The sequence below is a fragment of the Pseudomonas sp. IT-P253 genome, from assembly GCF_949768125.1.
GTDB lineage: Bacteria > Pseudomonadota > Gammaproteobacteria > Pseudomonadales > Pseudomonadaceae > Aquipseudomonas.
In genome coordinates this window covers 134,444-161,068 of sequence record NZ_CATKPT010000077.1, presented here as the reverse complement: position 1 = coordinate 161,068, position 26,625 = coordinate 134,444, and the positions used below count along the sequence as shown (strand labels likewise).

Genomic DNA, 26,625 nt, shown 5'->3' with positions numbered 1-26,625 from the left:
GTCGCCACTAAGTTTTATTATTATTCCTCTTCATGAACGCCCCACTAACGGCCTTGTCGTGAGGTATCAACGTTAAAACTTCAGCTTGCTGCCTCGGTACACGTTTCATTGATTGAGAGTTGTGTGTTTGCCTGTGCCGGCTCATCCCGCAAACATCTGACAAAAGCGAACGCCTGCTTCAGATCGTCGAGCAAATCATCAGTGTCTTCGATGCCGACAGAGACCCGCACCAGTCCTTCGGAGATACCCAGAGCCTGTCGCTCCTCCAGCGTGTTCTCAACATGACTGGTGGTCCGAGCCGGGCCGTAAATGGTTTCCACCGCGCCGAGATTGCCCGCGCAGTGGGCAAATCGAAGACGTGGCAGGAGCACCTTGACCGTGTCCATTCCACCGACCAGAACAAAAGAGACGATGGCGCCGAAGTCGGACATTTGCGCGTGCGCCACAGCGTGGTTCGGGTGGCTGGGCAAGCCGGGATAATTGACCGCCTCTACCAATGGTTCGGAGCAGAGGTACTCCGCCAGGACACGGGCACTGCGTTGCTGCTGACGCATACGCAGCACCAGAGTTTTCATGCCACGAATGATCATGTACGCCGAGAACGGGTCAAGCGTCGCGCCGTTGATTTCTCGGTAATGACGCACCTTGGCCATCAAGGACTCACCGCCGCACACCAGGCCGCCGAGCACGTCGCCATGGCCACTGAGAAACTTGGTCGCGCTGTGGATGACCACGTCCACACCCAGCGCCAGCGGGTTCTGATTCAACGGTGTGGCGAAGGTGTTGTCCGCCACCACCACGGCGCCTACGCGCCTGGCCGCAGCCACCAAACGCTGGATATCGAGTATTTTCAGGGTCGGGTTAGTCGGCGTTTCCAGGTACACCAACTGGCAACCTTTGGCGATTTCACGCTCGATCTCCTCGTGATCGATCGTCTCGCACAAGGTCACCTCCACGCCCATGCGCGGCAGGAATTCTTCGAAAATCTTGTTGGTGCCGCCGTAGCTATCCTTAGTGGACACCACACGATTGCCATGAGTCAGGAAGGTGTAAAGTACGCTGCTGATCGCCGCCATGCCGCTACTGAAGGCCACAGCGGACTCGGACATTTCCAATTCGCAGATTTTTGCTTCGAGGGTCTCGACCGTCGGATTGCTCATGCGGCTGTAGATAAAGCCCGGCACCTTGCCCAGAGCAACGTCGTACCAGATGTCGATGTCGTCGTAACCGTAAGCGGCACTGACCACGATGGGTGTTTGAGTGGCGTTGTAGGGGTGCCTGACTTGCTCCCCGCCCCAGACCGCTCGGGTCCCCGTTCCGGCGTTATCAAGCCCTGCGCTGTCAGGTTTATTATTCATTGAGGCTACTCGCACTGAGGGTGGCGAATGTTGAGTCATTCACCGGATCTGGCGGCCAATATATTCAAAACCAGTGCGCCCGAGAAACGATGTTATCGGTGCCAAAGGGCTGCTTTTTTTAATGGCTGTCAATGTGCGGGATGAGGGGTGAAATGCCCAACTATTGCATAACGATTGCAGCAGTCCAGACGAGTACGATGCTCAACAGTCCGTTTTCGGACTCGCGTAATGCAGGCCCGCTTTTTAAAAAAATGCTTTTCTTCACGCCCACCACCAAACCGGCAGAGGTTTGCCGGTTTGGTGAAACGCCAGGCTTTTAGCCGATAAGAGTGGCACCTGTGGTCAGGACAATTTTTCCAAAGTGCGTGCCGGAATCGATCAACTCGTGAGCGCCACGAGCGTCGGTAAGCGCAAAGGTCCTGTAGATAACCGGCTTGATCTTGCCGCTCTCGATGTGCGGCCAGACCTGCTGCTCCAGTTCACTCATGATGGTCGCCTTTTCCGCGGATGTGCGCGAACACAAGGTTGAGCCCATATGCGTCAGACGTTTCATCATCATCGGTACGACGTTGAGGTCCTTCGCCGGGCCCTTGACCACACCGACCTGAAGAATCCGGCCGTCCATGGCCGCGACGTCATAGTTTTTCTGCACGTAGTCGCCGGCAATGATGTCGAGAATCACATCGACGCCTTTTCCATCGGTGGACTGCTTCGCTTCGCTGACAAAATCGGCCTCGAGGTAATTGATCGCGTGGTCCGCACCCAGCGCCAGGCTGGCATCCTGATGCGCCTGCGAGCCGACTGTCGTGATGATTTTCGAAGCGCCAAATGCCTTCGCCAGCATGATCGCCGTGGTACCGATACCGGACGCACCGCCATGCACCAACACCGACTCACCAGCGACCAGCTTGCCGCGCTGGAAAACGTTCAGCCATACCGTCATAAACGTTTCTGGCATGGCCCCCGCTTCCAACAGCGTCAGGCCTTTAGGGATAGGCATCGTGTTGCAGGCATCCGCGACGGCAAACTCTGCGTAACCACCGCCGGGAATCAACGCACACACCAGTTCACCGATCTGGAAGTTGGACACGTTGGCGCCAACGGCGACGACTTGACCTGACACCTCCAGCCCTGGAATGTCAGTCACGCCAGCGGGTGGATCGTACAACCCTTTGCGCTGGAACACGTCCGGGCCGTTCACGGCAGCCGCATGGATGCGGATCAGCACCTGATCAGCGGTTGGCGTCGGTACCGAGCGCGTAGTCGGCACCAGGACCTCAGGGCCGCCGGGCTGTTGAATTTCAATGGCCGTCATGTGGGACGGTACGCGATAAGTTGGAACAGACATGGCTGTCACTCCTTTAAAAAATGATGCTCGATTGATCCGTGCGGATCAGTGAGCGAGGCCCCCAAGTCGGCGCAGTATAGGTATCGACACTGATGCTGGCGTGCAGCATTATTCCTGTCGTGAGATGCAAATTTGCATCAGAGGGAGGGCACGATGAATTGGGATGATGCGAGAGTGTTTCTAGCGGTGGAGCGTGAAAAAACGCTCCGTGGAGCGGGCCGAGCGCTCAATCTCGATCAGGCAACGGTTGGCAGGCGGATTGCGGCACTGGAGCACGCTCTGCGTGCAACGCTCTTTCTGCGCACGTCTGAGGGTTACGCGTTGACCACCGCAGGCGAGGTCGCGTTGAGATCAGCAGAGAAAATGGAGCACTTCGCGCACGAACTCGTCAGGCAAACTCAAGGTACGGATACACGGCTTGCGGGGGACGTACGGGTCACCAGTACTGACTTGATCGCCTTGGAGTTCCTGCTGCCCGCCATCGAACGACTGCATGCCTTGCATCCCGAAGTGCGCGTCCTGCTGGACACTTCGACACGCATGCTAAACCTGGCAAAGCGTGAAGCGGATATCGCGGTCCGGTCAGTCCGGCCGGACAACCCCGATCTTGTCGCGCGACGCATTGCCCGGTGGCCCATGGCGCTCTTTGCGTCGAGTGCTTATCTTGAGCGACTCGGCACGCCCGTCGCTGGTTCTGCATTCGCGGGCCACGATCTTGTCCTCTGGGCCGGTAATCGATCACCGACGCTTGCTGGCGAACCGATACACGCGGGGCGCATCGTATCGACCTTCAATTCCAGCCTCATGCTGCGTACTGCGGTGAAGGCCGGCATCGGCATCGGCGAGCTTCCAGTACATCTGGCTGAACACGACGGCCTCGTGCAGATATGGCCGGAGCCCGCACGCGGGGCGGTCTATGAAGTCTGGCTCGTCACACATCAAGACCTTCGGCACACCGCGCGCATCGCAGCCATGATTGATGGCATCGTCCGCGCGTTCGAAGATCACGCCACTCACACAAAATAGTCAGGCTCCATTGCGCCCTGGGTCAATTTTCAATCGGCAGGGTGGTGGTCAGAGTAAGATAAGATGCCTGCAAATCAGGCTCGCTGTGAGTAGCCCCGAATGACAGATAACAGTCGGAACACCATCCGTCTGATCAAGAAGTACCCGAATCGTCGTCTGTATGACACGCACACCAGCCGTCATTTGACCCTTGCGGATATACGCCAATTGGTCGTCGACAAAATCCCGTTCGAGGTGGTCGACGCCAAGACTGGCGAGGATCTGACCCGAAGTATTTTGCTGCAGGTCATTCTGGAAGCCGAAAGTGGCGGTGAGCCGATATTCTCCAGTGAGATGCTCATGGGGATTATCCAGTTCTACGGTCCCTACCAGAGCGTCCTCGGCAGCTACCTGGATAAAAGCATCCAGACGGTCATAGACATCCAGTCCCAGACCGGCGCTCAGTCCTCCGAAGCCTGGAGCAATTTCATGCACCAGCAAGCACCGGTCATGCAGGATTTGATGCGCCAGTATGTCGACCAGTCAAAAAGCCTCTACCTAAACACTCAGAACCTCTTCGGCCTGTTCGGCGGCATGCCACCAGGCAAGCCAGGTGCCGGTCACGGGCCGAAAAAAAATGGCGATGGGGAGTAAACCCATCGCCATTAGCGTAACCGCTCTAATGTGACTTACTTGTTACCGCTTGTAGCCTTGGCACCAGGAGCGGTTTTGCCGGCTGCGGCGGTCGCTGCGTCAAAACCGCTCTGGGCAACGTCAGCGGCCTGTTTTACGGCTTTCTGTGCGCTTTCAAAAACGGTACCGGCATTCGCCAGAGACGACTTGAACGCGGCCACAACAGGCTCGGAGCCAGCCGGTGCATTCTTGCTGATCACTTCAACAAACTCTTGCACCTGCTGGGTGCCCGCCTCGACCTGACGCGAGGTCAGTTTGGCGATTTCCGAGTGAGTGCCGACAATCAACGCTTGCACTTGGCGATTGAACTCAGCCAAGCGTTCGGCTTGCACATTTGGCTGGGTGAAAGAAGTCTGGAGCTCAGCGAGCCCTTGTAGATCACGGACTGCCAGCAGCTTGCGAAAGCCGTCGAACTGCTCCTCGGTGGAGGCCTGCAGTGTCTTGAACTGCAATTGGCTGAACTGTTCAGCACTGGAGAAGATTTTGCCGCTGATTTGCTGCAGGAGGTCCAGGTTGGCTTTCTGAGCGTCTTGCAATTTTTCCGAGTTAAAAAAAGACATGTTTGAATCTCCTGATACTGGAAGGCCTACATGGGCCTGAGGACGCGAGAGCGATCCTGCCGGTCATCGCGCTAGCCTTAATATTGCAGTGCACAAATCCGTTTGGCAATGGTTTTTTGTGCGCCGCACAAAAAGCTTTCTTCTCCTGCCGCTATTCGCTATAGACTCCTGACATCGAACAGCCAGCCAAGCTCTCTATATTTGAGGCGCAGGCAGCTGCTTCTCATGCATGACGCAAGGAGATCACCATGAGCCAGGAAGATACTATTGCATCGCAACATGACAAACTCTGCTCTCAACGCGGCCTGTTCGAACACCTGAGTCATCTGCAGCACCTTAATACCCTTAACGTCCTTGATGCTTTGCGCCGGCGCCAGGAAAAAAACCTCGCGCCTCTGAAGCGGGGTCAACTCAAACAACCCACGCCCACTGACTGGCAGGAATATTTCACAGACCTCGGCCAACGCAGCCTGCTGTTCTGGGACACCCTGCGCCAGCGCGGCGACAATACGCTGGCCCATGAACGCGCCGGGTAAGGAAAGCCTCGAAAAACTGATCCAGCAGGTACACCTGCTGGTCCAGGACTACAGCAATGAGCCCACCGCCCTGCGCGAAGCCATCCGATTGCAGAACCTGCTGGTTTTCGCCGTGAGCTGCACGCGTTGCTCGAAGTCCCCTTGCCGGGCTTCAGCCTGACCCACCCCCCCAGTGAAACAGTTGTCATCCCGCAGGAGCCCGCTTCGGAGCCGTCTCCGCCTGCAGTAACGCTGTCGCCGCAGATCACACCGCTGCCCGCTCCCGCCATCGTAGTTAAAGCCCCGAAGCGCAAAGCGAGCAAAGGGACAACAGGCCCCAAGCCTCAATGACCCTTCACAATGGATTAGCGGTGCATCCGTTCGGCGAAGCCTGCGATCTTTTGATCTCTGCGCAAACCGACGGGGTTCATGAGTCGAACCGGCGCGAATTCCTCGAGCATAAGCAACGAATCGTCGGTTCGATACTGACCGGGGGTCATACCGAACCAACGGGTGCATGCCTTATGGAAGCTGCTGTGATCATGAAAGCCGAGCAGGTAAGTCACATGCTTCATGTTGAAATGAGAATGGCGCAAATAGAAGTCGGCCAACTGCCGGCGCACATCGTTCAGGACATCCTTGAATTGCGTGCCGTCCTTTTCAAGGCCTCGTTGGAGCGTTCGCTTGCTGATGCTCAGTGCCGCCGCAATCGATTCCATATCACATTGGCCTTGCCCCTGGCTCAAGCGCTCGTTAATCAGCGCGCGAACCCTGCCAACAATAGAGTAGCCGGACAACAGGTCCAACTGAGCCTCGGCAAAACTGTCATGGAGTGTGGCCAACGCCTCGTTGGCCATGCTCAACGGACTCAGAAGCTCCTGGCCATCGAACAAGATGCTGTCATATGCCGCCCCGAAAATCAGCGGACAGCCAAAGAGCCGCTGATGCTCCGACGTGTCTTCAGGTTCGGGATAAGTGAACTCCACACTCAACGGTTGCGGTGACTTGCCACCTGCCAGCCAACGGCAGAAACCCAGCAGCGAAGCCAAGGCTGCATCCGTGTATTGCCGGGGTTTGACCGAGCCATGTTGCTGACGATCGAGATTGGCCAATCGGTAATGCTGCTGCTCCTGGACAAGGAAAAGGCTGAATCCAGTGCCGATCAACGGGCTGAAACGAACCAGACGTTCAAGCGCCCTTTTCAGATTCGAACTGGACATCATTGTGTAGCCCACGATCTGAAAACTACTGGGATGGAATTCCCCGTAGGCTTTCAAACCGATATTCAGATCATCCGAAGCCTGAGCAGCCAAGTCCCAAAGACGATAGATAACGCTTCGCTCGCAGAATTCTCCTGGTTTATTCACGAACTCGACATCCAGTCCTGCCTCCTGGCACAGACCGGCAAGGTCCAGTCCTTGGGCCAAAAACGTATTCGCCAGCATGCTGGCATAACCTGAACTCATTCTATACATGGCGTCCTCATTGACCACTGGAACCGAACATCCTGTCCGGAGCCGATACTGACATGCGTTGAACATATTTCAACTACGTTGCAGAAATATTAACTACCCATTCAGTTCTAAACATTGACCTCAGTATAGGCACTCCTCATTTTTTTCCAGCGGGCACCTCCCCGCGTGGCACCGAAGGACAGAAGAACGTCACCTTCAAACACTTCCACACGGCCCGTCGATAACCAACAATCTTCTCTCCAGCAGCGTAAAAAAATGGAGTAGAAGTATGGAGTCGCGTAGTCGTATTGCTGTGGTAACGGGTGGTATGGGCGGTATCGGTACGGCAATCAGCCAACGTCTATACAAGGAAGGATTCAAGGTAATCGTCGGCTGCAGCTCTGACTCCAGCCGCAAGAACGACTGGATTGCCAGCCAGCTGGAGGCGGGTTATCGGTTCGAATGCATCTATGGCGACGTCACTGATTGGGAGAGCACCCGCAAGGCTTTCGAGATGGCTCGTGAACAATTCGGCCCGATCGATGTGCTGGTCAACAACGCCGGCATCACTCGCGACGCCTCTTTTCGCAAGCTCACCCCGGAAGACTGGAACAGCGTGATCGGGACTAACCTGACGGGCTTGTTCAACACTACCAAGCAGGTCATTGAAGGCATGTTGGCCAACGGTTGGGGGCGGATCATCAATATCTCCTCGATCAACGGTCAGCGTGGCCAGTTCGGTCAGACCAACTACTCCGCCGCCAAGGCTGGCATTCATGGTTTCACCATGGCCCTGGCCCGGGAAGTCTCCGGCAAGGGCGTAACCGTCAATACCGTATCCCCAGGCTACATCCAGACCTCTATGACTGCGGCAATTCGCCCGGACATTCTGGAAGGCATGATCGCAGCAACTCCGGTTGGTCGCCTTGGCCAACCCGAAGAGATTGCCTCAATCGTGGCCTGGCTGGCTTCCGATGAGTCCGCCTACAGCACCGGTGCCGATTTCTCGGTAAACGGCGGCATGAACATGCAATAACCCCGATCAGGGCAGGAATGCCCTGGTTTGCTCGACGAATTTTGTCTTTTCGATGAGGTCACGCATGAACGAAGTCGTAATCGTTGCCGCTACTCGTACCGCCATTGGCAGTTTCCAGGGTGCTTTGTCTGCAATTCCCGCGACCGAACTGGGTGCCGCAGTGATTCGCCGCTTGCTGGAGCAGACGGGTATCGATGCTGCTCAAATTGATGAAGTGATACTCGGCCAGGTACTCACTGCCGGCGCGGGGCAAAACCCGGCACGCCAGACCGCGATCAAGGCTGGCTTGCCACACACCACGCCTGCCCTGACCTTGAACAAGGTCTGCGGCTCCGGTCTCAAGGCGGTCCAACTCGCCATCCAGGCAATCCGTTGCGGCGACGCGGAACTGGTAATCGCTGGCGGTCAGGAAAATATGAGTCTGGCCCCCTATGTTCTGCCCAAGGTACGCACCGGCCTGCGTATGGGCCATGCGCAACTGCAAGACAGCATGATCCAGGATGGCCTGTGGGACGCCTTCAACGACTACCACATGGGTATCACCGCCGAGAATCTGGTGCAGAAGTATGAGATCTCTCGTGAAGCACAGGATGCCTTCTCTGCCGCCTCGCAACAGAAGGCCGCCGCAGCCATTGAGGGCGGGCGTTTCCAGAGCGAAATCACCCCGATCCTGATTCCTCAGCGCAAGGGCGAACCGCTGGTCTTCGACACCGACGAACAGCCGCGTATCGACAGCACTGCGCAAGCGTTGGCGAAACTCAAACCGGCATTCCAGAAAGACGGCAGCGTGACTGCCGGCAACTCTTCGACCCTCAACGATGGTGCGGCCGTGCTGTTGCTGGCCAGCGCCGCTAAAGCACAAGCGCTGGGCCTTCCAGTACTGGCACGGATCAAAGCCTATGCCAGCGCCGGCGTGGACCCGTCGATCATGGGCATCGGCCCAGTCCCGGCTACACGTCTGACCCTGCAAAAGGCCGGCTGGAGCATCGAGGACCTGGACCTGATCGAAGCCAATGAAGCCTTCGCCGCCCAGTCGCTGGCGGTTGGTAAAGAGTTGGGTTGGGACACCAGCAAGGTCAACGTCAACGGCGGCGCGATCGCCCTTGGCCATCCGATCGGCGCGTCGGGGGCACGGATTCTAGTGTCGCTGGTGCACGAACTGATCCGTCGCGACGGCAAGAAGGGGCTGGCCACTTTGTGCATCGGCGGCGGACAAGGCGTCGGCCTGGCTATCGAGCGCTAACCAACGGCATCTGAGTAGCCCATGCGCGGACTTGGGACCCTTGTTCCGCGCATCAGATTGGCGTCAGGTTGGCGTCAGACAACGCTGCCCGCATTCCTGCCGTCGCTACGCCGGAGTCCGGCAAAGCGCGGCTTTTTTTCTGCCCGGCTCATCTGTATGGGCAAGGAACTTTATGGACAACAACGCGCATACATTCAAAACCTATTGGTCAGGCCAGGTTCCGTTCATCGCTTCCTTTGCAGTGCAACAATTACGCCTATGGGTCAGCGCTAATCCATGGTTTTGCGGGCATGAGCACGGCGCCTGGTTCGAGTTGCCTCGCGAAACCCTGGACAGCCTTCAAGCGGACTACCAGGTTCAATGGTGCCAACTCGGCCAAAAACTGCTGACCGGCCAACCCTTCAGCTTCGATGATCGACGCTTCTCCAGCGGCAACTGGAGCGAGCCACTGTTCGGCTCCCTGGCTGCGTTTTACCTGCTCAACTCCAGCTTTCTCCTGAAACTGCTCGACAAGCTGCTGATTGACGAAAAAAAACCGCGCCAACGCCTGCGCTATCTGGTGGAGCAAGCAATTGCCGCCAGTGCACCAAGCAATTTCCTGGTCAGTAACCCTGATGCGCTCCAGCGTATGGTTGAGACTCAAGGTGCCAGCCTGCTCACAGGTATGCAGCATCTGGCCAGCGACATGAACGAAGGCAAAATGCGCCAGTGTGATAGCGGTGCCTTCAAGGTTGGCGTCGACCTGGCCAGCACCCCCGGCGAAATTGTCTTTGAGAATCACCTATTCCAGCTAATTCAGTACTACCCGCAAAGCGAAACCCAGTACCGACACCCGGTATTCGTCGTACCTCCGTCGATCAACAAGTACTACATCCTTGATCTGCGCCCGGACAACTCGATGGTCCGCCACCTGCTGGAACAGGGACATCCCGTATTCCTGATGTCCTGGCGCAACTTTGACGAGGAACACGCTGGCACCACCTGGGATGACCTGATTGAGCACGGGGTAATCGACGCCTTGCAGGTGACCCGCGAGATCAGTGGCGAGCAGCGACTCAATTGCGTGGGCTTCTGCATCGGCGGCACCCTGTTGAGCACGGCGCTGGCAGTACTTGCTGCACGCGGCGACCGGGAGATCGCCAGCGTGAGCCTGTTCACCACGTTCCTTGATTACCTGGATACCGGTCCCATCGACATATTCGTCGACGAAGAACTGGTGTCCTATCGGGAGCGCACCATCGGCGGCATGAATGGTCCCATCGGTCTGTTTCGTGGTGAGGACATGGGCAATACCTTTTCCCTACTGCGCCCCAACGAGCTGTGGTGGAACTACAACGTCGACAAATACCTCAAGGGGCAGAAGCCGATCCCGCTTGATCTGCTGTTCTGGAACAACGACAGCACCAACCTTCCGGGGCCGATGTACTGCTGGTATCTGCGCCATACCTATCTGCAGAACGATTTGAAATCAGGCGAGCTGGAGTGTTGTGGGGTCAAGCTGGATTTGCGTGCAATTGACGCTCCCGCTTACATCCTCGCCACCCATGACGATCACATCGTGCCCTGGAAAAGCGCCTACGCCAGCACCAACCTGCTCTCCGGGGCCAAGCGCTTTGTATTAGGAGCTTCAGGGCATATCGCCGGCGTCATCAATCCACCGGCCAAGCAGAAGCGCCATTACTGGACCAATAATCGGGTCACGAAAAATCCGGAGACCTGGTTCAAGAATGCCGAGCAGCAACCCGGTAGCTGGTGGAATGATTGGTTCAACTGGCTGGCGGGACACTCCGGCGAGCGCCAACCAGCGGTTCCGCACATATGGAATGACAAATTCCCGCCTCTGGAGCCGGCGCCAGGTAGTTATGTTAAGCAATGAAAGACTGAAATACCCTGCTGCATGACTGCATGCAGCAGGTCTACTGCGGCTCATATGATCGGCACGCTGCAAAGTTTATCCACTATTGCTGCTGCAAAATCAGCAATCCGCCCTGGGTCAGTTTTCAATCAGCGCCAACTTCTTATTACGTGTGACCCGCCCCACCCCTACCAATAAACAGCCGACCGGTAAGCCCACCCGACGGCACATCATTTGTTTGGGTACAAGGAGAGACGACCCATGAGCACCCCGTTCCGTATCAACGAAGCACTTTTGATTGCCGGCCACGCATTCAAACCTTTTCAATGCGTCGCCTGGGCTCCGCAAGACGGTAATGGCGAACTGAGCCTGACCATCATCGACCGGGCCAACACTCGTATTTGTCGCAAACAGATTCCAAGCAGTGCCTATTCCGACCCGGCGCAGCTGGAAAGCCTGCTGGAAGAGGTGCGCGCCGAGTTGAGCCAGGAGGGCTACAAGCTACAATCCTGGACAATGCCAGAGTAAGCATTCTCGCGGATCGCTATGAATCGCCCCGGATTCAGTCAGGGGTGACAGGCAAAAAGCCAAAAGCAGTCATTCCCGTGTTGAAACTCCATTGCTACTGGCGCGCCCTCCCCCCTGGCTGCATAAGCTTTCATTCACCCGGTTTCGCAAAAGTCGCTTGCAATGAAAGACGACTTTCCATACGCCAAAAAAGGAGATAATGTAATCATTACTACACAATAAATAGCTAACTCTACATGAAAAATTGGCTAACGCTTATTCTCGGCTTACCCACTGCTAATGCCACCGAGCGCATGCGAGCCTGGCGTGCCTTGAAAGCCTGCGGCGCGGCAGTCTTACGCGACGGTGCCTATCTGTTGCCAGATACCCGCGTCTGCCGTGAAGCACTGGCGTCTGTTGAGCACGACATCTTGGCCATCAATGGCACCGCTTACATCCTGCCTGTCGTCGATCCTGACGGTGAGCGTTTTGTCGAGTTGTTCGACCGTAGCGATGACTACAGCAAACTACGCGCAGAGATCGAAGAATGCCGTGGGCAACTCAATCCAGAAAACGCATTGGCCACCACCAAACAGATTCGCAAGCTACGCAAAACCTACGATCAACTCACCAACGTCGATTATTTCCCAGGTAAGTCGAAGCAGCAGATTGATTCAGTCTTGCAGGAGCTTGAGACAGCTATCAGCAGGGCGTTGTCGGCTGATGAACCCCATAGCCGCGACCTACCTATAACGACACTCGACCGTGGCGACTATCAAGGCCGGACCTGGGCAACCCGCAAACGCCCCTGGGTCGACCGACTGGCGTGTGCGTGGCTGATTCGGCGCTTCATTGATCCACAGGCTCGGATCATCTGGCTCGATAGCCCGCAGGACTGTCCCGCCGACGCACTGGGTTTCGACTTCGATGACGCGACGTTCAGTCATGTCGGCAATCGCGTCACCTTCGAAACCTTGCAAGCCAGCTTTGAACTTCAAGCACCAGGCCTGAACCGCATCGCGGCCTTGGTGCACTACCTCGATATCGGAGGCATTCAGCCCGTGGAGGCTGCCGGTATCGAGCGCGTGCTGGCAGGGCTGCGCGAAACCATTACCCACGACGACCAATTGCTGGCGGCTGCGAGCGCCATTTTCAACGGCCTGCTCGCCGGGTTTGTGAAAGAGGAACAACCCAATGAGTAAGGTTTTGCCATCAAAGGTTGAAGAGGATCTATCGATGCCGGTGGCGATCAGCTTGCGTGAGGCGTTCTGGTTCTGGCTGAAGCTCGGCTTTATCAGTTTCGGCGGGCCAGCGGGACAGATTTCGATCATGCACCAAGAGTTGGTAGAACGGCGACGCTGGATATCCGAGCGCAGATTCCTGCATGCCCTCAACTACTGCATGCTGCTTCCAGGGCCGGAGGCGCAGCAACTGGCGACCTACATCGGCTGGCTGATGCACCGAACCCGGGGCGGCGTGATCGCGGGCGTGCTGTTTGTGCTGCCCTCGCTGTTCATCCTGATCGCGTTGTCCTGGATGTACATCGCCTTCGGCGAAGTGCCGGTGGTGGCCGGGCTTTTCTATGGCATCAAGCCCGCCGTGACGGCCATTGTCGTGCAAGCGGCCCATCGAATCGGCTCGCGTGCCCTGAAGAACAACTGGTTGTGGGCGATGGCGGCCGCGTCGTTTACTGCGATCTTCGTGTTCAATGTGCCGTTCCCGCTGATCGTGCTGGGAGCCGCGTTAATCGGTTATGCAGGAGGCCGCCTGGCTCCCGAGAAATTCAGGACCGGAGGTCACAGCGCTGCCAAAAAATCCTATGGCCCAGCCTTGATCGATGACGACACCCCGTCCCCTGACCATGCCCGGTTCAGCTGGTTGAAACTGGCACTGCTGGCACTCATCGGCGCGGCCCTGTGGGCTTTGCCAATGGGGATCCTGACTGCACTCTTTGGCTGGGAAGGTACCTTGACCCAAATGGGCTGGTTCTTTACCAAGGCGGCGCTGCTGACATTTGGCGGCGCCTATGCCGTGCTCCCCTACGTCTACCAAGGCGCAGTAGGTCACTATGGCTGGCTCACACCGACACAAATGATCGATGGCTTGGCACTGGGGGAAACTACGCCAGGGCCGCTGATTATGGTGGTGGCTTTTGTTGGTTTCATCGGTGCCTACGTGTTGCAAGTGTTCGGTGCCGATCATGTATTTCTCGCCGGAGCCGTCGCGGCCACTCTGGTGACCTGGTTCACCTTCCTGCCTTCGTTCCTGTTCATCCTCATCGGCGGCCCGCTGGTGGAGGCGACTCACAACGAACTCAAGTTCACCGCACCGCTTACGGGGATTACTGCAGCGGTCGTCGGGGTCATTCTCAATCTGGCGGTGTTCTTCGGCTATCACGTGCTGTGGCCCAAAGGGTTCAGCGGCACCCTCGACTGGCCCTCTGCACTGATCGCCATTGCCGCCGCGATTGCCTTGTTTCGCTTCAAGCGTGGCGTCATTCAAGTACTGATGGCCTGCGCGCTCACTGGTTTGGCAGTGCATCTGCTGCGCTAAAAAGCGTGCGTAGACCAACCGTTTTCTGGCAGGCATCGGGCCGGCCAGATCACCCAGCCTGCTTAGTCAGGCAGGAGGTGTTCCATGAGGTGGATTACCCGTGAGCGACCCAAGATTGATCGGATTGCCTGTCCCTGGCTGATCACTCATTTTATCGATCCTGAGGCCGAGTTCTTGTACGTGCCCAGCAAAGAGGTTCTGCAGATTGCCGCTGAGAAAGATGCAACGCCTTACGACATTCCGGGCGTTGAGCTTTCCCACGTAGGTGAGCTGTGCAGCTTTGATGCGTTCCTGAAGAAGTATCAGCTCAGTGATCCTGCCTTGCAGCATCTGGCCAAAATCGTGCGCGGGGCCGATACCTCCCGCCTGGATTTGACGCCGCAATCGGCTGGGCTGTACGCGATTTCGCTGGGACTATCGCAGCGTTATGCCGATGACCACGAAATGCTGGCACAGGGTTTGATCATATATGACGCGCTGTATGCCTGGTGCAAGGAGTGTCAGGGCGAGTCGCATAACTGGCCTCCGCAGATGTGAAGGGGCTTGTTCACACTGAGGCCAAGCCCAGCGTTGGGTTCATGATCAGTGAAACACTGCACGCTCTGATCTCCACATTGCTGTGACTTCGGCAAGGCGGTTGAACCCGCCTGGTCCGAGCAGGAGAAGGCCTCATGAACAGACGGGACAATCGCCGTTTCACTCTGCCAGTTTTCGCCGTTCTGTTGACTGCGCTCGCCGTTATGGACTTCGCAAGCCTTCGCGATGGTCAGGCAGCCGACGAGCCTCCGACTAACAACCTGCCACTGAAGCACGTCGCCGACATTCCATTGCCCGGTGGCGCCACTCGGCTCGATTACGAGAGCTACGATCCAGAGCGCAACCTGATGTTCATCGCGCATCTGGGTGATGGTGAAGTTATCGCCTTTGACCTGCGTGAATCCCGCGTTGCCGGGCGCATTTCGAACGTCTCGTCGGTACACGGTGTGCTGGTTATTCCCGAGTTGTCACGTGTCTATGCTTCGGCAACCGGTACGAACGAAATCGTTGCGATTGACGAAGAGACCCTGGCAATTGTCAGTCGCATACCGGGCGGCATCTATCCAGACGGCATGGCTTATGTGCCCGACCTACAAAAGCTTTACGTATCGAACGAAAACGGCGAGACCGAAACGGTGATCGACGTGCGCACTAACACTCGTGTTGCGACAATTCCGCTGGGGGGGGAAGTCGGCAATACACAATATGACCCCATCTCACGACATATCTTCGTCAATATCCAGACACGTCGGCAACTTATCGATATCGATCCCGCGACCGACCAAATTGTGGCGCGCATTGACCTGCCAGGTGCGCGTGGCAACCATGGTTTGTTGATCGATCCGCGTGACCGGCTTGCCTTTATCGCGTGCGAAGGTAACGACAAGCTCCTCGTACTGGACATGCACACCATGCGGGTTATCCAGGAATTCGATACGGGGGGAACCCCTGATGTGCTTGCGTTCGATCCCGTGCTGAACACACTTTATGTAGCCGGAGAGGCCGGCATTGTGTCGATGTTCCACGTCAAGGGTACCGTCGTCACGAAAATCGGCAGTGGCAGCGTGGGCCCGCATGCGCATGTCGTTGCCGTCGATACCTCGACGCACCGCTCGTATTTTCCGCTCAAGGATATTGACGGGCATCCGGTACTACGGATCATGGATCCCCGGTAGCGCATCGCTCGAATGGATTCACTACCGATACCCCTTACCTTCGTGTCTTCATGGGAGGTTTGCGCAAAAAAGTCGAAGTTGACCCGTTCCAGCCGCGTCATCTGGTGACCGAAACGGGCGTGGGTTACCGCTGTATTCCTTGAACATTCATTTATTGAACACCCCCGAGATCCGTGTAGCAGCTGGCGAAGCCTGCGTTCGGCTGCGTAGCAGCCGCATAATCAAACGCCTCGGTCTTCAGGCAAATCGTGGGGGCAGGATTTACGACTGCTGCGCAGCCGAACGCAGGCTCCGCCAGCTGCTACAACGTATGTGTTGCTGCCTCAAGTTGCTCCATCTCCTCCATTTTCTTCCCCAAGACGAACGCCGGGATCAGTATCAAGGCGCCCAACATGTTCCTCGACTCTTGTGTTCATCGTTGCCACTTTTATCCATGCAACCACCGCTTTTCGTACCGGGGGAAGATTCCGATGTATCGGGGCATGCCGGATGAGCGCTCATCTTTATCGTTTCAGCGTTAAGATTCGCGTTTTGACATGTTCCAGGATGACCAAGGTATGTCCACGCACGACACCTCCCTGCAAGACACCGCTGCGCCTGAAGGCGTTTGTTACGGCTGCGGCAGCAATAATCCGCACGGGCTTCACATCAAGAGCTTCTGGCATGACGACGGCGTGCATGTCATGGCCGAGTACATGCCTGATACCAAGTATTGTGGCTGGCCGGATCTGGTTTACGGCGGGTTGATCGCGATGCTGGTCGACTGTCATTCAAACTGGACGGCGATGGCCTATCAATACCGGATGGAACACCGCGACGTCGCCAGCCTCCCCCGCATCAGTTGCGTCACTGGCAGCCTGGGCATCAAATTCATCAAACCGACCCCAATGGGTGTACCGCTGACCCTACGGGCGAAAGTAGAAGGTGATGTGGGACGTAAAAGCCGCGTGATCTGTGAGGTCTACGCGGGGGACGTGCTCACGGCGATGGGAGATTCCATTTTTGTTCGCGTAGACACCGAGCAACTGGCCGCAGCCGCTCATAGTCAATAGGTTACCCACACCCGGGCAGGTGCTGCACGGGGTGGCACGCGCACATGATGCCAGGCAGGCATCAATACCTCAGTCCCCTCGCAGAATCAGTGCATGCACACCGTCCCATTCAGCGAAGATTTTTTGCCCGCAGTGCACGCCAAGCAGCTTGTAATCGGCATGGGTTTTCTGCACCTGTAGTTCGAGCCCGTCCTTGGCTTCGAGGTAGATGTTAACCATCGAGCCGATGAACTCTTCACCGACGACGGTGCAGGTCAGTCGGTTGCGCCGGACCGGCTGCGCGGTCAGGTCGATATGCTCGGCGCTGACGCAGACAGTGACTCGCTCTGCGGGGACAACCGATTTCCCCTCTGGCAGCCGCGCCAGGAACTCACCGTGTTCGCAATCGAGGCGAACCAATCCAGCATCGTCAAAGCCGACGACCGCGCCGCAGAGGATGTTTTTGCCGCCAACGAACTCGGCGACGAAGCGGTTGTGAGGCTCAAGGAAAATCTCCTGTGGCGCGCCGATCTGTTCAACCCGGCCCCGACTCATGATCACAACCCGATCGGCCATTGCAAACGCTTCGGATTGACTGTGAGTGACGTAAACAAAGGTGATGCCCAGGTCTTTTTGCAGTCCGGTCAGCACGCCTTGCATGCGCACGCTCAGATGAGCATCGAGAGCGCTCAGTGGCTCGTCGAGCAGCAGGATCGGCGGTTCGGTCACCAATGAACGTGCCAACGCCACCCGTTGGCGTTGCCCCCCGGAAAGCAGGCTGATATCGCGCGTGGCGAACTCCTCCAATCCAAGCCGCTCAAGCCAGTGCAGCGCCTTTTGGCGCCGCTCGGCCTTGGCCATGCCACGCATGCGCAGGCCGAACTCGACATTCTCCAAGACGTTAAGAAACGGGAACAGCGCGAGGTTTTGCCAGACCAGTGGCGTCTCTCGCTCCCAGGAGCAGAGGTCATTGATTCGCTCACCGTTAAGGCGAATTTCACCCTCGCTGGGTTTATCGAGACCCGCGAGCATACGCAGCGTCGTGGTCTTGCCGCATCCGCTCGACCCCATGATCGCGACGAACTCACCTTTGTAAATTTCCAGGTTCATACGCTCGACGGCCTGGTAACTGCCGAAGTGCTTGACCACGTTGTCGAATACCACCAGCGGTTGAGTCATGGCTGAATCCTTCGTGTCCGGATGATTGTCAGGTTGGTATCAGGCACTCGCGGGCTTACGCCGCCGCATCAACAGCAGCTGCGCGAGGGTCACCAGGGTCATGGTCGTGATGAAGACGATCGTGCCGATCGCGTTGATGGTCGGGCTCACCTGGCCTTGCAAGGTATTGAGGATGCGCACCGGGACGGTCTCGTTAAGCCCCGACACGAACCAGGCGACGGCGAACTCATCGAAGGAAACGGCCATGGTCACGAACAACGCAGCGAAAATGCTGGGCGCCGTGAACGGCAGGATCACATAACGCATGGCCTTCCACTGATTGGCCCCAAGGTTCCAGGCCGCCGCCTCGATGTTCGGGTCCATCTGCGCCAGGCGCATCCTGATGACCGCCATCGCGAACGGTGCACACATCACGATGTGGCTGATCATGACCGCGTAAATCTCGCCGGAAAGCCCGACCCGCGACAGGAACGCCAGCATTGCCAGCCCCATGATCACCACCGGAATAGTGGGCGGCAGTAGCGCGAGCGCCATGTAGATCGACTTGCCGAAGAACTGGTAACGGAAGTCTGTATACGCCGCAGTGAATCCGAGCAGCGTGGACACCAGCGACACGACCACCCCTACCGTGAGGCTGTTCCTGAAGGCTTGCCAAACCGTCGGGTCAGCGGCGATCGTCTCGTACCAGTGCAGGCTGAAACCGCCCAGCGGCAACGACGGAAAACGGTCGATGTTGAACGAGAACACGAAGCTGCCGGCAATGGGCGTAAAGATGAAAATGAACACCAGTACGACAAAGCTGCGCAGCAACAAGTTAATCAGACGATGCTCGTTCATGCGCGTCTCCGGTAAGCGAATCGAACCGCGCCAAAGGCCGCGATGAGCAGCGTCACGATCATCATCGTTGCGATCACCGCCGCGCGCGGCCATTGCTGACCGGACTTGGTGGTATCAGTGATCAGGGTGCTCAAGGTCGGCGGCTGACCGCCCCCCAGATAGAGCGGACTGACGAAGTCGCCGAAGGTCAGAATGAAACAGAACAGCGCCGCGACAACGATGCCGATCCGCGCCGACGGCACCACCACCAGGAACACTGTTCGCAGTCGTCCGCAGCCAAGGTTATGCGCGGCCTCGATCAACGAGCGATCGATGTACATCAGGCTGAAGAGTTGAAGCAGCACCACCAACGGCAGGCAAAGCGTGAAGTAGCCAACATAGGTGCCGAACGCCGTGTTCAGCATCGCCAATGGTTCCAGCCCGAGTTGACCCAGCGCGGAATTGAAGATCCCGTTATCGCTGAGGAACACCTGCCATGAATAGGTGCGAACCAGGTAGCTGGTGAAAAACGGCGTGATCAGCAGCAACACCAGCAACTGCTTTACCGACTCGCGGAACTTGAAGGCGATCGTATAGGCACAAGGGAAAGCCACCATACTGACCAGTACGGTGGCACCCGCCGCCATCGAAAGGGTGTGGACGTAGGCATCCCAAAAGAAGCCGCGACTGAGCATGTAGCTCCAGTTCAGCCACTCAAATGTCGGCACCATCCGGAAGTTGCGCACGACCCAGAAGCTGATCGCTACCAGGAACGCCAGCGGAAATACAAAGAAGATCAACTGCCAGATCAGGATCGGCATCGAGAAGCTGAGCCCATACCAGGGCAGACGCCATCCCCTTTTGTGACCTCGCTGCCGCACCAATAGCTCGGCAGAAGCGTTGTCCGTCAGTACCGGCGGTGAAGTCTTTAACTTGTCTGTCATCATTGCGACCACCTCCACGCGTCTCGTCAAGCACCCTTGTATTGCGACCAGAAGTCGTTCCACTCCTCCAGGTTCTGCTGGACCGGTAGCTCGCGGTACTTGATACGGCCGTCGCGGATATCATCCATGACGTTGCGCTGACCGAGTACCATGCCTTGACGCTTCGCTTCGGCGGGATCAGTTCGGTTCAGCAGTTCCCATCCTTTTTTGCTCGGGATGAGTGCTGGATAGGCGGCCATCTTCGCCGACTTGACCTGGCCTTCCGGTGAGGTGATGTATTGAATGAACTTCTTCGCCAGATCCGGGCTGTGTGCTTTTCGGGCGATGCAGTAAGACTCCGTCCATTGCAACCCGCCCTCCTGCGGCAGCACGGTTTTTACCGGTGCGCCGGCGCGTTGCAGGACCCCGGTGATCCAGTCACCGATGCCGCACATGGCATGGACCTGACCGTTTTTCAGCGAAGAAAAGGTTCCGCCGTAATCGAAGAAGCCACCGATCTGCGGACGTAGACTCATCATCTTCTGCTGCACGGTTTGCCAGTGCGCAGTATCGATGTCATAGGGGCGCGCATTGCCATTGAGCAAACTGATCTGCCCAAGGTTCGGCAGGTGCCAGTCGAAGTGACCGACCTTGCCTTTGAGGCTTTCATCCCAGAACACGTCATAGCTGCGCACCTTGGCTTCGGGCACGAGTTGCGTGTTGTAGGCGATGCCGAGAAAGCCAAAGCGGATCAGCACCGAGTAGAGCTTGTCACCCTGCCAATGGCCGGGAAAATGCTGGAACTCTGGGTAGAAGTCATCGAAGGGGTAATCAGCCGGGTCGAGTTGCTCGATGTAGTCGGCGGCATTGAGTTGCTGCACATATTCGGCGTCGGACAGGATCAGATCGAAGGTGCCGGGTGGCGATTGCGAGATCAGCCCCAGCATGTTGTCCCCACCGGTGTAGTACTTGGCCCGGACCTTGACCCCATATTTACGCTCGAAATCGGAGACGATGTCCGGTTCCGCGTGCCCGGCCCATGCCAGGATTACCAGTTCTTTTTCCGCGGCGGCAAAGCTTCTCAAGGGCAGCACGCCGCAAAGCGCTGCGGTGCCTGCGAGAATGCTAGTGGTCTTGAGGAAGGTACGGCGTGAAAGGTCGATGCGATTATTCATTATTGTCTCTCCCGGGTGATGGAAAGTGCCTCTGTCCGTTTCATCCTTTTGCTGTTGCTTCCTGCTGCTGCGCTGCCAGTCCCACGCATCATTGGCTGGCTGAATCCATTGCAGCAGGTTGCCATCACCCATTTTTGTACGCGTCCGACCTGAAGTTTGTCAGATCCGACTCATGACTCTTCTCACGCCAAAGCGGCCATCCTTCATCCGATAACCGGACAGAAATGACAAATCAGAGGGTGTTTTGTCATTTACGGGTCGGATTTAGACAAATCGCCGCCCTCCCCCTCTGATCGAATTGTTCCAGGCGCCACCGTCGATTCCTGCAATCCAAAGGGGCGGTCAGATACCCGGCAAACGCCCCCCATCCACCGGTTAAAAATTACCAAGCGGTCAATCACTTTCAGAGGGTGCGCAGATGAACAACAGCGTCGTTATTGGGGAACTCACCTGGCCTGAGTATGCAGAGAAGGTCGCGACCGGCTGCCCGATCTTTCTGCCAGTGGGTGCACTGGAACAGCATGGACATCACATGTGCATGGAGGTCGATGTCCTGCTGCCGACCGCGATATGCAAGGCGGTCGCGCAAAATGTCGGCGGCCTGGTCTTGCCTGCACTTGCCTATGGCTACAAGTCCCAGCAGAAATCCGGAGGCGGCAACCACTTTCCTGGAACGACCAGCCTCGATGGCGCCACACTGACCCACACCGTGCAGGACATCATCAGAGAACTTGCACGCCATGGCGCACGCAAACTGGTGATGATGAATGGTCACTATGAAAACTCGATGTTCATTGTCGAGGGCATTGACCTTGCGCTTAGAGAACTTCGCTACGGTGGCATCAATGACTTCAAGGTTGTCGTGCTGTCCTATTGGGATTTCATTAACGATCCTGGCGTGATCGGAAAGTTGTATCCCGATGGATTCCTCGGCTGGGATATCGAACATGGCGGTATTTTCGAAACGTCCTTGATGCTGGCCCTTCACCCCGACAAGGTCGATCTGAGTCGTGCGGTTGACCACCCTCCCGCCACCTTCTCGCCTTATGACGTCTTCCCCATCATCCCGGAGCGCACGCCCGCCTGCGGAACACTGTCATCCCCGAAAGGCTCCAGCCGGGAGAAAGGCGAACTGATTCTTGAAGTGTGTGTCTCGGGCATCAGCGCCGCCGTGCGCGAGGCTTTTGATCTGGTGTAGGAGCGAGCTCACTCGCGATGGACGTGAGAGCGACGCATTTATTCAGAAAGCACGCGTTATCGTTGACGTCCATCGCGAGCGAGCTCGCTCCTACAGATTTCCAATCCGCCGTTAACCCTCCAAAGTAAAATAATAAGGGTAAGTCTCATGTCCAACAGCTCAACCTTGGCCCCAGGCCTCAAGCAGCGTCACGTCACCATGTTGTCCATTGCCGGGGCCATCGGCGCCGGCCTGTTCATCGGCTCAGGACACGCCATCGCTTCTGCGGGACCCGCCGCCATCCTGGCGTACATTTTTTCCGGCACCCTTGTGGTATTGGTCATGCGCATGCTGGGAGAAATGGCCGTAGCGTCACCGGATACAGGGTCATTTTCGACCTATGCCGAGCGCGCGATGGGACGCAGCGCCGGCTTCACCATCGGCTGGCTGTATTGGTGGTTCTGGGTGCTGGTGATTCCTATTGAAGCCATCGCCGCTGCGGCTATTTTGCATGCCTGGTTTCCCGCGATCCAAACGTGGGAGTTTGCGATAGCGGTCACCGGCCTGCTGACGTTGACGAACCTGTTCAGTGTCGCTCGTTACGGCGAGTTCGAATTCTGGTTCGCCATGCTCAAGGTCATTGCGGTACTGGGCTTTATCGCGCTGGGCGCACTGGCCCTGGCCGGTGCGTTACCCGAAACGACGGTGAGTGGTGTAGTTCAGTTAAGCAACCAATTTGGTGGGTTCATGCCCAATGGCATGACCGCCGTTGTTGGCGCGATGCTCACCACGGTGTTCAGCTTCATGGGCACAGAAATCGTCACCATTGCTGCTGCCGAATCGCAGAACCCCTCCAAACAAATCACCCGCGCGACAAACTCCGTTGTCTGGCGTATGGGGATTTTCTATATCGTCTCGGTGTTCCTCATCATCTCCATTGTCCCTTGGAACGACCCGATGCTGATGGAGGTCGGCTCTTATCAGAGAGCGCTTGAGTTGATGAACATTCCGCACGCGAAAATGATTGTAGATATCGTCGTGCTGATTGCGGTAGCCAGCTGCCTCAACTCCGCCATCTATACCGCGTCACGCATGGTCTACTCGCTGAGCAAACGCGGGGATGGCCCTCAAGTACTGCAGAAGACTTCGTCTTCAGGAGTGCCCTATATAGCGGTGCTGGCCAGCACCGCGGTGGGTTTCCTGACCACGGCCCTCAATTATTTTGCACCCAACGAAGTCTTCTCCTTCCTCTTGGCCAGCTCAGGCGCCGTTGCACTGTTGGTCTATCTGGCCATTGCCGTTTCGCAACTGGTACTTCGCAAAAAAATGAACGCTGCGGGACAGCCGATCGTCTTCAAGATGTGGTTTTACCCTTGGCTCAGCTACCTGGTTATTTTCTGCATCTTGAGCATCCTGGTGGTCATGCTGATTTTGCCGGAGCATCGCATGGAAGTGATTGCCACGGGTGCGCTCACACTGTCCATCGTTTGTATGGGGGCCATCTTTAACGCCAGGAAGAGCACCGTGCAGGAAGCTGGATTGGCGTAAACAAATAAACGCTCGATGCTTCATTGACCTACCACGCCAACGATTAACCGTTCACCTCTTTCCGGCCCGCTTCCCACGATGAGCGGGCCGGTTTTTTTTGCCCCCCTTCTTCCTCCCCCGAAATGCCTATTCGTCTGGCTCTAGGTGTAAGATCCAGAGACCCGCAACAGGGTTATCAATCATAAAAACGAGATGATGTTGCCCCTGTCGGCCGTATGCCACAGCGCACGTCACTGTCACAGTTGAGGAGCGGTAATGATGGCGAAACTCCACGCGGCGAAACCCGCCGCAGGACGTTCGGCTAATGAACAACGGCCGGTAAAAACCGTAGGCTTTCTGATCATTCCCAACTTCACCACCATCGGCTTCGCCTCCGCGGTGGAAACCTTGCGCATGGCCAATTTGGCTGCGCGCCAATCGATGTTCCGCACGGTCATCATCGCAGCCAGCCTGGACCCGGTCACCGCCAGCAACGGCATGCGCATCCTGCCTGACTACGCCATCACCGAATCCCCCAAACTCGACATGCTGTTCGTTGTCGGATCAAACCCGATCGTCTCCAATCACAGCAGTCGACCGTTGCTCAATTGGCTACGCAAGCTGGCGCATGATCAGGTGCCACTCGGTGGAATTTGCACGGGCAGCCATTTGTTGGCGCGTGCCGATTTGCTCAAGGGCTATCGCTGCACGATTCACTGGGAAGACATCGAAGCGCTGAAGGAGCGTTTCCCGGGCATCATTATTTCCAACCAACTGTTCGAGCTCGATCGTGATCGCTACACCTGTTCCGGTGGCGTCGCCTCCATGGACATGACCCTGCAGCTGATTGCCCGCGAACCGGGTGGTCGGGACATCGCAGCCCATGCGGCCGAGTTGTTATTGTGTGATCGGGTACGTGGCGCGCAAGAGCAGCAGCGTGTGCCTTTGCGGCAGAAACTGGGCACCTCTCAGCCAAAACTCAGCCAGATGGTTGCAATCATGGAGGCCAATCTCGAGGAGCCGGTAGGCCTGGAGGAGCTGGCTCGGTTGAACGAGGTGTCGGTGCGACAACTGGAACGTCTGTTTCACAAGCACCTGCAACGCACGCCGAGCCAGTACTACCTGGAGTTGCGCCTTTCACGGGCGCGGCAATTGCTGTTGCGCAGCGAGTCACAAGTACGTGATGTCGCCCTCGCCTGCGGCTTCGTGTCCCCGGCGCACTTCTCCAAATGCTACAGCCGCTTCTTTGGTGTATCGCCCATTGGAGAGCGTAAAAAAGTGGCTGCAGTGCATTGATTGGGTGGGAGCGATGGACTGACATCAACATTGATGTTGACTGGAATGGTCTCTTCGCGAGCAGGCTCCCACAGTTGACCGAGTTGTCCCGGCGGGCGCGGTTTAATGTGGGAGCGAGCCTGCTCGCGAAGGGGGCAGTGAGGTCGCTGAGTACCGGTCAGTCCTGCAACGCTTTATGCGCCGTTTCGCGGCTCGCCAGCATGGCAACCAATGCCACCGCCGCTGCCGCCAGCAGGTACCAGGCCGGGGCCATTTTGTTGCCGGTCATTTGAATCAGCCAGGTCGCGATAAACGGTGCGGTGCCGCCGAACACCGCATTGGCGATATTGAAGCTGAAGGCAAAACCACTGAAGCGCACACGGGTGGGGAATATCTCGGCGAGGAAGCACGGCAAGGTGCCGTCGTTCATCGCCAGGATGGCGCCAAAGGCAATCTGAATCATCAGAATCACAATCAGTGGTTGATTCTCCAGCAGGCCGAACAACGGAAATGTCAGCGCCAGGAACAGCACCGAAGCGGTCAGCAACATGGTCTTGCGCCCGAACCGGTCCGACAGTTTGCCCATCAGGAAAATCAGCCCGATATAGGTCGCCAGCGACACCGTCGACGCCAGGAACGAATCACTCTCGCTCATGCCCATCTCGGTGGACAGGTAGGTCGGCATGTAGCTGAGCAACAGGTAAAACGCCACGGCATTCAGGCAGGTCACGCCAATCCCGATCATCACACTGCGGCGGTGGACAGTCAGCAATTCGCGAACCGGTGCGTGGGTCGCGCACTCCTTGGCTTCCAGTCGTTTTTCCATCTCCAGGAACTTGGGCGTGTCCTGCAAACTCATGCGGATATAGCGCCCCACCAGCCCGAACGGTGCCGCTAACAGAAAGGGTAGACGCCAGCCCCAGCTGTGCAGGTCCTCGACGCTCATCCATGAATGCAGACCGGCCACAAATACGGCGCCGAACAGCAAGCCGGCCGCCGTACTCGCCGGGACAATGCTGGTGTACAAACCCCGTTTACCCTCAGGGGCATACTCGGCGAGAAAGGCTGATGCCCCGGCGTATTCACCCGAAGCGGAAAAGCCCTGGAACAAGCGAATCAGCAACAACAAGGCGGGTGCCCACAGTCCGATATGGTTGTAGGTCGGCAGGATGCCGATGCAGAAGGTCGAGATCGACATAATCAGAATCGACCAGGACAACGCACTGCGTCGCCCGTATTTGTCACCGAAGTGCCCCCAGACCAGTCCGCCCAGTGGGCGTACGATAAAGGACAGCGCGAACACCGCGAATGTCGCCAGCAGTGCGGTCGCCTTATCGGTTTGCGGAAAAAACGTCGCTGCGATGACGGTTGCCAGATAACCATAGGCTGCATAGTCGAACCACTCGACGAAATTGCCCATGAAGCTGGCGCTGGCAGCACGCCGCAAGGCATTGCGCTCGGACGTTTGTTCAAGTTGCTGTGCCAGGTTCAGGCTTGCGCTTTGGGTGCTCATTGGGCACCTCCGGTGGTAGAGGTGCGTTGAGTGAGATAAGAAGTCGGGACGTTAAACATGACAAAACCCTCTATTGTTTTACTTGGCAGGGTCAAGGGTCAGTAGATGCTGCGCGTTATTGGCGTGCAACCGTTGTTTTTTCTTCGGCACAACTCAGCCGCCGGGGCGGT

The 26,625-nt window shown here is 57.1% G+C and carries 24 protein-coding genes and 2 pseudogenes; 17 read left to right on the top strand and 9 right to left on the bottom strand.

Translation table 11 applies throughout. The annotated features are described in order from the left end of the window. Positions 1–80: 80 nt before the first annotated feature. Together ACM6IR_RS25915 and ACM6IR_RS25910 are read right to left on the bottom strand one after the other, a co-directional pair. On the bottom strand, positions 81–1,358 hold the full coding sequence (locus tag ACM6IR_RS25915) for a cystathionine gamma-synthase family protein (protein WP_414910316.1): 1,278 nt from the start codon (positions 1,356–1,358) through the stop codon (positions 81–83). Positions 1,359–1,674: 316 nt separating this feature from the next. After that, the gene (locus tag ACM6IR_RS25910) at positions 1,675–2,673 is read right to left on the bottom strand and encodes an NAD(P)H-quinone oxidoreductase (RefSeq protein WP_414910368.1); all 999 of its coding nucleotides are present in this window, start codon (positions 2,671–2,673) and stop codon (positions 1,675–1,677) included. 186 nt (positions 2,674–2,859) lie between these two features. Between ACM6IR_RS25910 and ACM6IR_RS25905 the strand changes: the two genes are divergently transcribed. Continuing rightward, positions 2,860–3,732, top strand: coding sequence for a LysR family transcriptional regulator (locus ACM6IR_RS25905; protein ID WP_414910315.1), 873 nt, complete (start codon positions 2,860–2,862; stop codon positions 3,730–3,732). 99 nt (positions 3,733–3,831) lie between these two features. Continuing rightward, complete coding sequence (gene phaR, locus ACM6IR_RS25900; protein WP_414910314.1) at positions 3,832–4,365, top strand: polyhydroxyalkanoate synthesis repressor PhaR; 534 nt, start codon at positions 3,832–3,834, stop codon at positions 4,363–4,365. A gap of 35 nt (positions 4,366–4,400) precedes the next feature. Here phaR and phaP read toward each other — a convergent pair whose 3' ends face one another. Further along, positions 4,401–4,964, bottom strand: a complete 564-nt coding sequence (gene phaP / locus ACM6IR_RS25895; protein WP_414910313.1) for a TIGR01841 family phasin — start codon at positions 4,962–4,964, stop codon at positions 4,401–4,403. 248 nt (positions 4,965–5,212) lie between these two features. On the opposite strand from phaP, the pseudogene ACM6IR_RS25890 reads away from it, so the two are divergent. Beyond that, positions 5,213–5,497 (top strand): annotated as a pseudogene (locus ACM6IR_RS25890) (poly(3-hydroxyalkanoate) synthetase); the annotation flags it as partial. Beyond that, complete coding sequence (locus tag ACM6IR_RS25885) at positions 5,484–5,660, top strand: hypothetical protein (RefSeq protein WP_414910312.1); 177 nt, start codon at positions 5,484–5,486, stop codon at positions 5,658–5,660. The pseudogene ACM6IR_RS25890 and the gene ACM6IR_RS25885, both read left to right, overlap by 14 nt. Positions 5,661–5,844: 184 nt before the next feature. On the opposite strand, the gene ACM6IR_RS25880 is transcribed toward ACM6IR_RS25885, so the two are convergent. Next, positions 5,845–6,954, bottom strand: coding sequence for an AraC family transcriptional regulator (locus tag ACM6IR_RS25880; protein ID WP_414910367.1), 1,110 nt, complete (start codon positions 6,952–6,954; stop codon positions 5,845–5,847). A gap of 268 nt (positions 6,955–7,222) precedes the next feature. Here ACM6IR_RS25880 and phbB point away from each other — a divergent pair, with 268 nt between their 5' ends. The 10 genes and pseudogenes from phbB to ACM6IR_RS25830 all read left to right on the top strand — a co-directional run bounded on the left by phbB (position 7,223) and on the right by ACM6IR_RS25830 (position 16,891). After that, a complete protein-coding gene (gene phbB, locus ACM6IR_RS25875) occupies positions 7,223–7,969 on the top strand; it encodes an acetoacetyl-CoA reductase (RefSeq protein ID WP_414910311.1) in 747 nt (248 codons plus the stop codon). A 64-nt stretch (positions 7,970–8,033) separates the two neighbouring features. Next, positions 8,034–9,212 (top strand): acetyl-CoA C-acetyltransferase, encoded by a 1,179-nt coding sequence (locus tag ACM6IR_RS25870; protein WP_414910310.1) that lies wholly within the window; start codon positions 8,034–8,036, stop codon positions 9,210–9,212. Between the two features lie 172 nt (positions 9,213–9,384). Beyond that, positions 9,385–11,088, top strand: a complete 1,704-nt coding sequence (gene phaC, locus ACM6IR_RS25865; RefSeq protein WP_414910309.1) for a class I poly(R)-hydroxyalkanoic acid synthase — start codon at positions 9,385–9,387, stop codon at positions 11,086–11,088. A gap of 240 nt (positions 11,089–11,328) precedes the next feature. Beyond that, entirely contained in the window at positions 11,329–11,595 is a 267-nt protein-coding gene (locus tag ACM6IR_RS25860) for a hypothetical protein (protein WP_414910308.1), read from the top strand. A 236-nt stretch (positions 11,596–11,831) separates the two neighbouring features. Next, positions 11,832–12,776 carry a chromate resistance protein ChrB domain-containing protein gene (locus tag ACM6IR_RS25855; protein WP_414910307.1) on the top strand — a complete coding sequence of 315 codons (945 nt, stop codon included), beginning with the start codon at positions 11,832–11,834 and terminating at the stop codon, positions 12,774–12,776. Next, entirely contained in the window at positions 12,769–14,127 is a 1,359-nt protein-coding gene (gene chrA, locus ACM6IR_RS25850) for a chromate efflux transporter (RefSeq protein ID WP_414910306.1), read from the top strand. The genes ACM6IR_RS25855 and chrA overlap by 8 nt, the downstream gene beginning before the upstream one ends. 84 nt (positions 14,128–14,211) lie before the next feature. Continuing rightward, positions 14,212–14,664, top strand: a complete 453-nt coding sequence (locus ACM6IR_RS25845) for a chromate resistance protein ChrB domain-containing protein (RefSeq protein WP_414910305.1) — start codon at positions 14,212–14,214, stop codon at positions 14,662–14,664. Positions 14,665–14,798: 134 nt separating this feature from the next. Then, positions 14,799–15,839, top strand: a complete 1,041-nt coding sequence (locus ACM6IR_RS25840) for a hypothetical protein (RefSeq protein WP_414910304.1) — start codon at positions 14,799–14,801, stop codon at positions 15,837–15,839. Positions 15,840–15,868: 29 nt separating this feature from the next. After that, positions 15,869–15,982 (top strand): annotated as a pseudogene (locus ACM6IR_RS25835) (winged helix-turn-helix domain-containing protein); the annotation flags it as partial. A gap of 414 nt (positions 15,983–16,396) precedes the next feature. After that, positions 16,397–16,891 carry a PaaI family thioesterase gene (locus ACM6IR_RS25830; RefSeq protein WP_414910303.1) on the top strand — a complete coding sequence of 165 codons (495 nt, stop codon included), beginning with the start codon at positions 16,397–16,399 and terminating at the stop codon, positions 16,889–16,891. Positions 16,892–16,960: 69 nt separating this feature from the next. Here the strand turns inward: ACM6IR_RS25830 and ACM6IR_RS25825 are convergent, their stop codons facing one another. The 4 genes from ACM6IR_RS25825 to ACM6IR_RS25810 are packed head-to-tail and all read right to left on the bottom strand — an operon-like array spanning position 16,961 to position 20,963. Further along, on the bottom strand, positions 16,961–18,049 hold the full coding sequence (locus ACM6IR_RS25825; protein WP_414910302.1) for an ABC transporter ATP-binding protein: 1,089 nt from the start codon (positions 18,047–18,049) through the stop codon (positions 16,961–16,963). Between the two features lie 39 nt (positions 18,050–18,088). Beyond that, on the bottom strand, positions 18,089–18,886 hold the full coding sequence (locus ACM6IR_RS25820; protein ID WP_414910301.1) for an ABC transporter permease: 798 nt from the start codon (positions 18,884–18,886) through the stop codon (positions 18,089–18,091). Continuing rightward, entirely contained in the window at positions 18,883–19,812 is a 930-nt protein-coding gene (locus ACM6IR_RS25815) for an ABC transporter permease (RefSeq protein ID WP_414910300.1), read from the bottom strand. The genes ACM6IR_RS25820 and ACM6IR_RS25815 overlap by 4 nt, the downstream gene beginning before the upstream one ends. A 23-nt stretch (positions 19,813–19,835) precedes the next feature. Next, the gene (locus ACM6IR_RS25810; RefSeq protein WP_414910299.1) at positions 19,836–20,963 is read right to left on the bottom strand and encodes an extracellular solute-binding protein; all 1,128 of its coding nucleotides are present in this window, start codon (positions 20,961–20,963) and stop codon (positions 19,836–19,838) included. A 418-nt stretch (positions 20,964–21,381) separates the two neighbouring features. Between ACM6IR_RS25810 and ACM6IR_RS25805 the strand changes: the two genes are divergently transcribed. The 3 genes from ACM6IR_RS25805 to ACM6IR_RS25795 all read left to right on the top strand — a co-directional run bounded on the left by ACM6IR_RS25805 (position 21,382) and on the right by ACM6IR_RS25795 (position 24,963). Then, entirely contained in the window at positions 21,382–22,161 is a 780-nt protein-coding gene (locus ACM6IR_RS25805) for a creatininase (protein ID WP_414910298.1), read from the top strand. A gap of 147 nt (positions 22,162–22,308) precedes the next feature. Next, entirely contained in the window at positions 22,309–23,688 is a 1,380-nt protein-coding gene (gene gabP, locus ACM6IR_RS25800) for a GABA permease (protein ID WP_414910297.1), read from the top strand. Positions 23,689–23,946: 258 nt separating this feature from the next. After that, positions 23,947–24,963, top strand: a complete 1,017-nt coding sequence (locus ACM6IR_RS25795) for a GlxA family transcriptional regulator (RefSeq protein ID WP_414910366.1) — start codon at positions 23,947–23,949, stop codon at positions 24,961–24,963. 157 nt (positions 24,964–25,120) lie between these two features. Here the strand turns inward: ACM6IR_RS25795 and ACM6IR_RS25790 are convergent, their stop codons facing one another. Further along, on the bottom strand, positions 25,121–26,455 hold the full coding sequence (locus tag ACM6IR_RS25790; protein WP_414910296.1) for an MFS transporter: 1,335 nt from the start codon (positions 26,453–26,455) through the stop codon (positions 25,121–25,123). Between the last annotated feature and the right edge of the window lie 170 nt (positions 26,456–26,625).

What these genes read in the sequence shown, in the direction of transcription:
- ACM6IR_RS25915 (WP_414910316.1), bottom strand. Translation starts at nt 1,358, where the DNA reads ATGAATAATAAACCTGACAGCGCAGGGCTTGATAACGCCGGAACGGGG.
- ACM6IR_RS25910 (WP_414910368.1), bottom strand. Translation starts at nt 2,673, where the DNA reads ATGACGGCCATTGAAATTCAACAGCCCGGCGGCCCTGAGGTCCTGGTG.
- ACM6IR_RS25905 (WP_414910315.1), top strand. Translation starts at nt 2,860, where the DNA reads ATGAATTGGGATGATGCGAGAGTGTTTCTAGCGGTGGAGCGTGAAAAA.
- phaR (WP_414910314.1), top strand. Translation starts at nt 3,832, where the DNA reads ATGACAGATAACAGTCGGAACACCATCCGTCTGATCAAGAAGTACCCG.
- phaP (WP_414910313.1), bottom strand. Translation starts at nt 4,964, where the DNA reads ATGTCTTTTTTTAACTCGGAAAAATTGCAAGACGCTCAGAAAGCCAAC.
- ACM6IR_RS25885 (WP_414910312.1), top strand. Translation starts at nt 5,484, where the DNA reads ATGAACGCGCCGGGTAAGGAAAGCCTCGAAAAACTGATCCAGCAGGTA.
- ACM6IR_RS25880 (WP_414910367.1), bottom strand. Translation starts at nt 6,954, where the DNA reads ATGTATAGAATGAGTTCAGGTTATGCCAGCATGCTGGCGAATACGTTT.
- phbB (WP_414910311.1), top strand. Translation starts at nt 7,223, where the DNA reads ATGGAGTCGCGTAGTCGTATTGCTGTGGTAACGGGTGGTATGGGCGGT.
- ACM6IR_RS25870 (WP_414910310.1), top strand. Translation starts at nt 8,034, where the DNA reads ATGAACGAAGTCGTAATCGTTGCCGCTACTCGTACCGCCATTGGCAGT.
- phaC (WP_414910309.1), top strand. Translation starts at nt 9,385, where the DNA reads ATGGACAACAACGCGCATACATTCAAAACCTATTGGTCAGGCCAGGTT.
- ACM6IR_RS25860 (WP_414910308.1), top strand. Translation starts at nt 11,329, where the DNA reads ATGAGCACCCCGTTCCGTATCAACGAAGCACTTTTGATTGCCGGCCAC.
- ACM6IR_RS25855 (WP_414910307.1), top strand. Translation starts at nt 11,832, where the DNA reads ATGAAAAATTGGCTAACGCTTATTCTCGGCTTACCCACTGCTAATGCC.
- chrA (WP_414910306.1), top strand. Translation starts at nt 12,769, where the DNA reads ATGAGTAAGGTTTTGCCATCAAAGGTTGAAGAGGATCTATCGATGCCG.
- ACM6IR_RS25845 (WP_414910305.1), top strand. Translation starts at nt 14,212, where the DNA reads ATGAGGTGGATTACCCGTGAGCGACCCAAGATTGATCGGATTGCCTGT.
- ACM6IR_RS25840 (WP_414910304.1), top strand. Translation starts at nt 14,799, where the DNA reads ATGAACAGACGGGACAATCGCCGTTTCACTCTGCCAGTTTTCGCCGTT.
- ACM6IR_RS25830 (WP_414910303.1), top strand. Translation starts at nt 16,397, where the DNA reads ATGTCCACGCACGACACCTCCCTGCAAGACACCGCTGCGCCTGAAGGC.
- ACM6IR_RS25825 (WP_414910302.1), bottom strand. Translation starts at nt 18,049, where the DNA reads ATGACTCAACCGCTGGTGGTATTCGACAACGTGGTCAAGCACTTCGGC.
- ACM6IR_RS25820 (WP_414910301.1), bottom strand. Translation starts at nt 18,886, where the DNA reads ATGAACGAGCATCGTCTGATTAACTTGTTGCTGCGCAGCTTTGTCGTA.
- ACM6IR_RS25815 (WP_414910300.1), bottom strand. Translation starts at nt 19,812, where the DNA reads ATGATGACAGACAAGTTAAAGACTTCACCGCCGGTACTGACGGACAAC.
- ACM6IR_RS25810 (WP_414910299.1), bottom strand. Translation starts at nt 20,963, where the DNA reads ATGAATAATCGCATCGACCTTTCACGCCGTACCTTCCTCAAGACCACT.
- ACM6IR_RS25805 (WP_414910298.1), top strand. Translation starts at nt 21,382, where the DNA reads ATGAACAACAGCGTCGTTATTGGGGAACTCACCTGGCCTGAGTATGCA.
- gabP (WP_414910297.1), top strand. Translation starts at nt 22,309, where the DNA reads ATGTCCAACAGCTCAACCTTGGCCCCAGGCCTCAAGCAGCGTCACGTC.
- ACM6IR_RS25795 (WP_414910366.1), top strand. Translation starts at nt 23,947, where the DNA reads ATGGCGAAACTCCACGCGGCGAAACCCGCCGCAGGACGTTCGGCTAAT.
- ACM6IR_RS25790 (WP_414910296.1), bottom strand. Translation starts at nt 26,455, where the DNA reads ATGAGCACCCAAAGCGCAAGCCTGAACCTGGCACAGCAACTTGAACAA.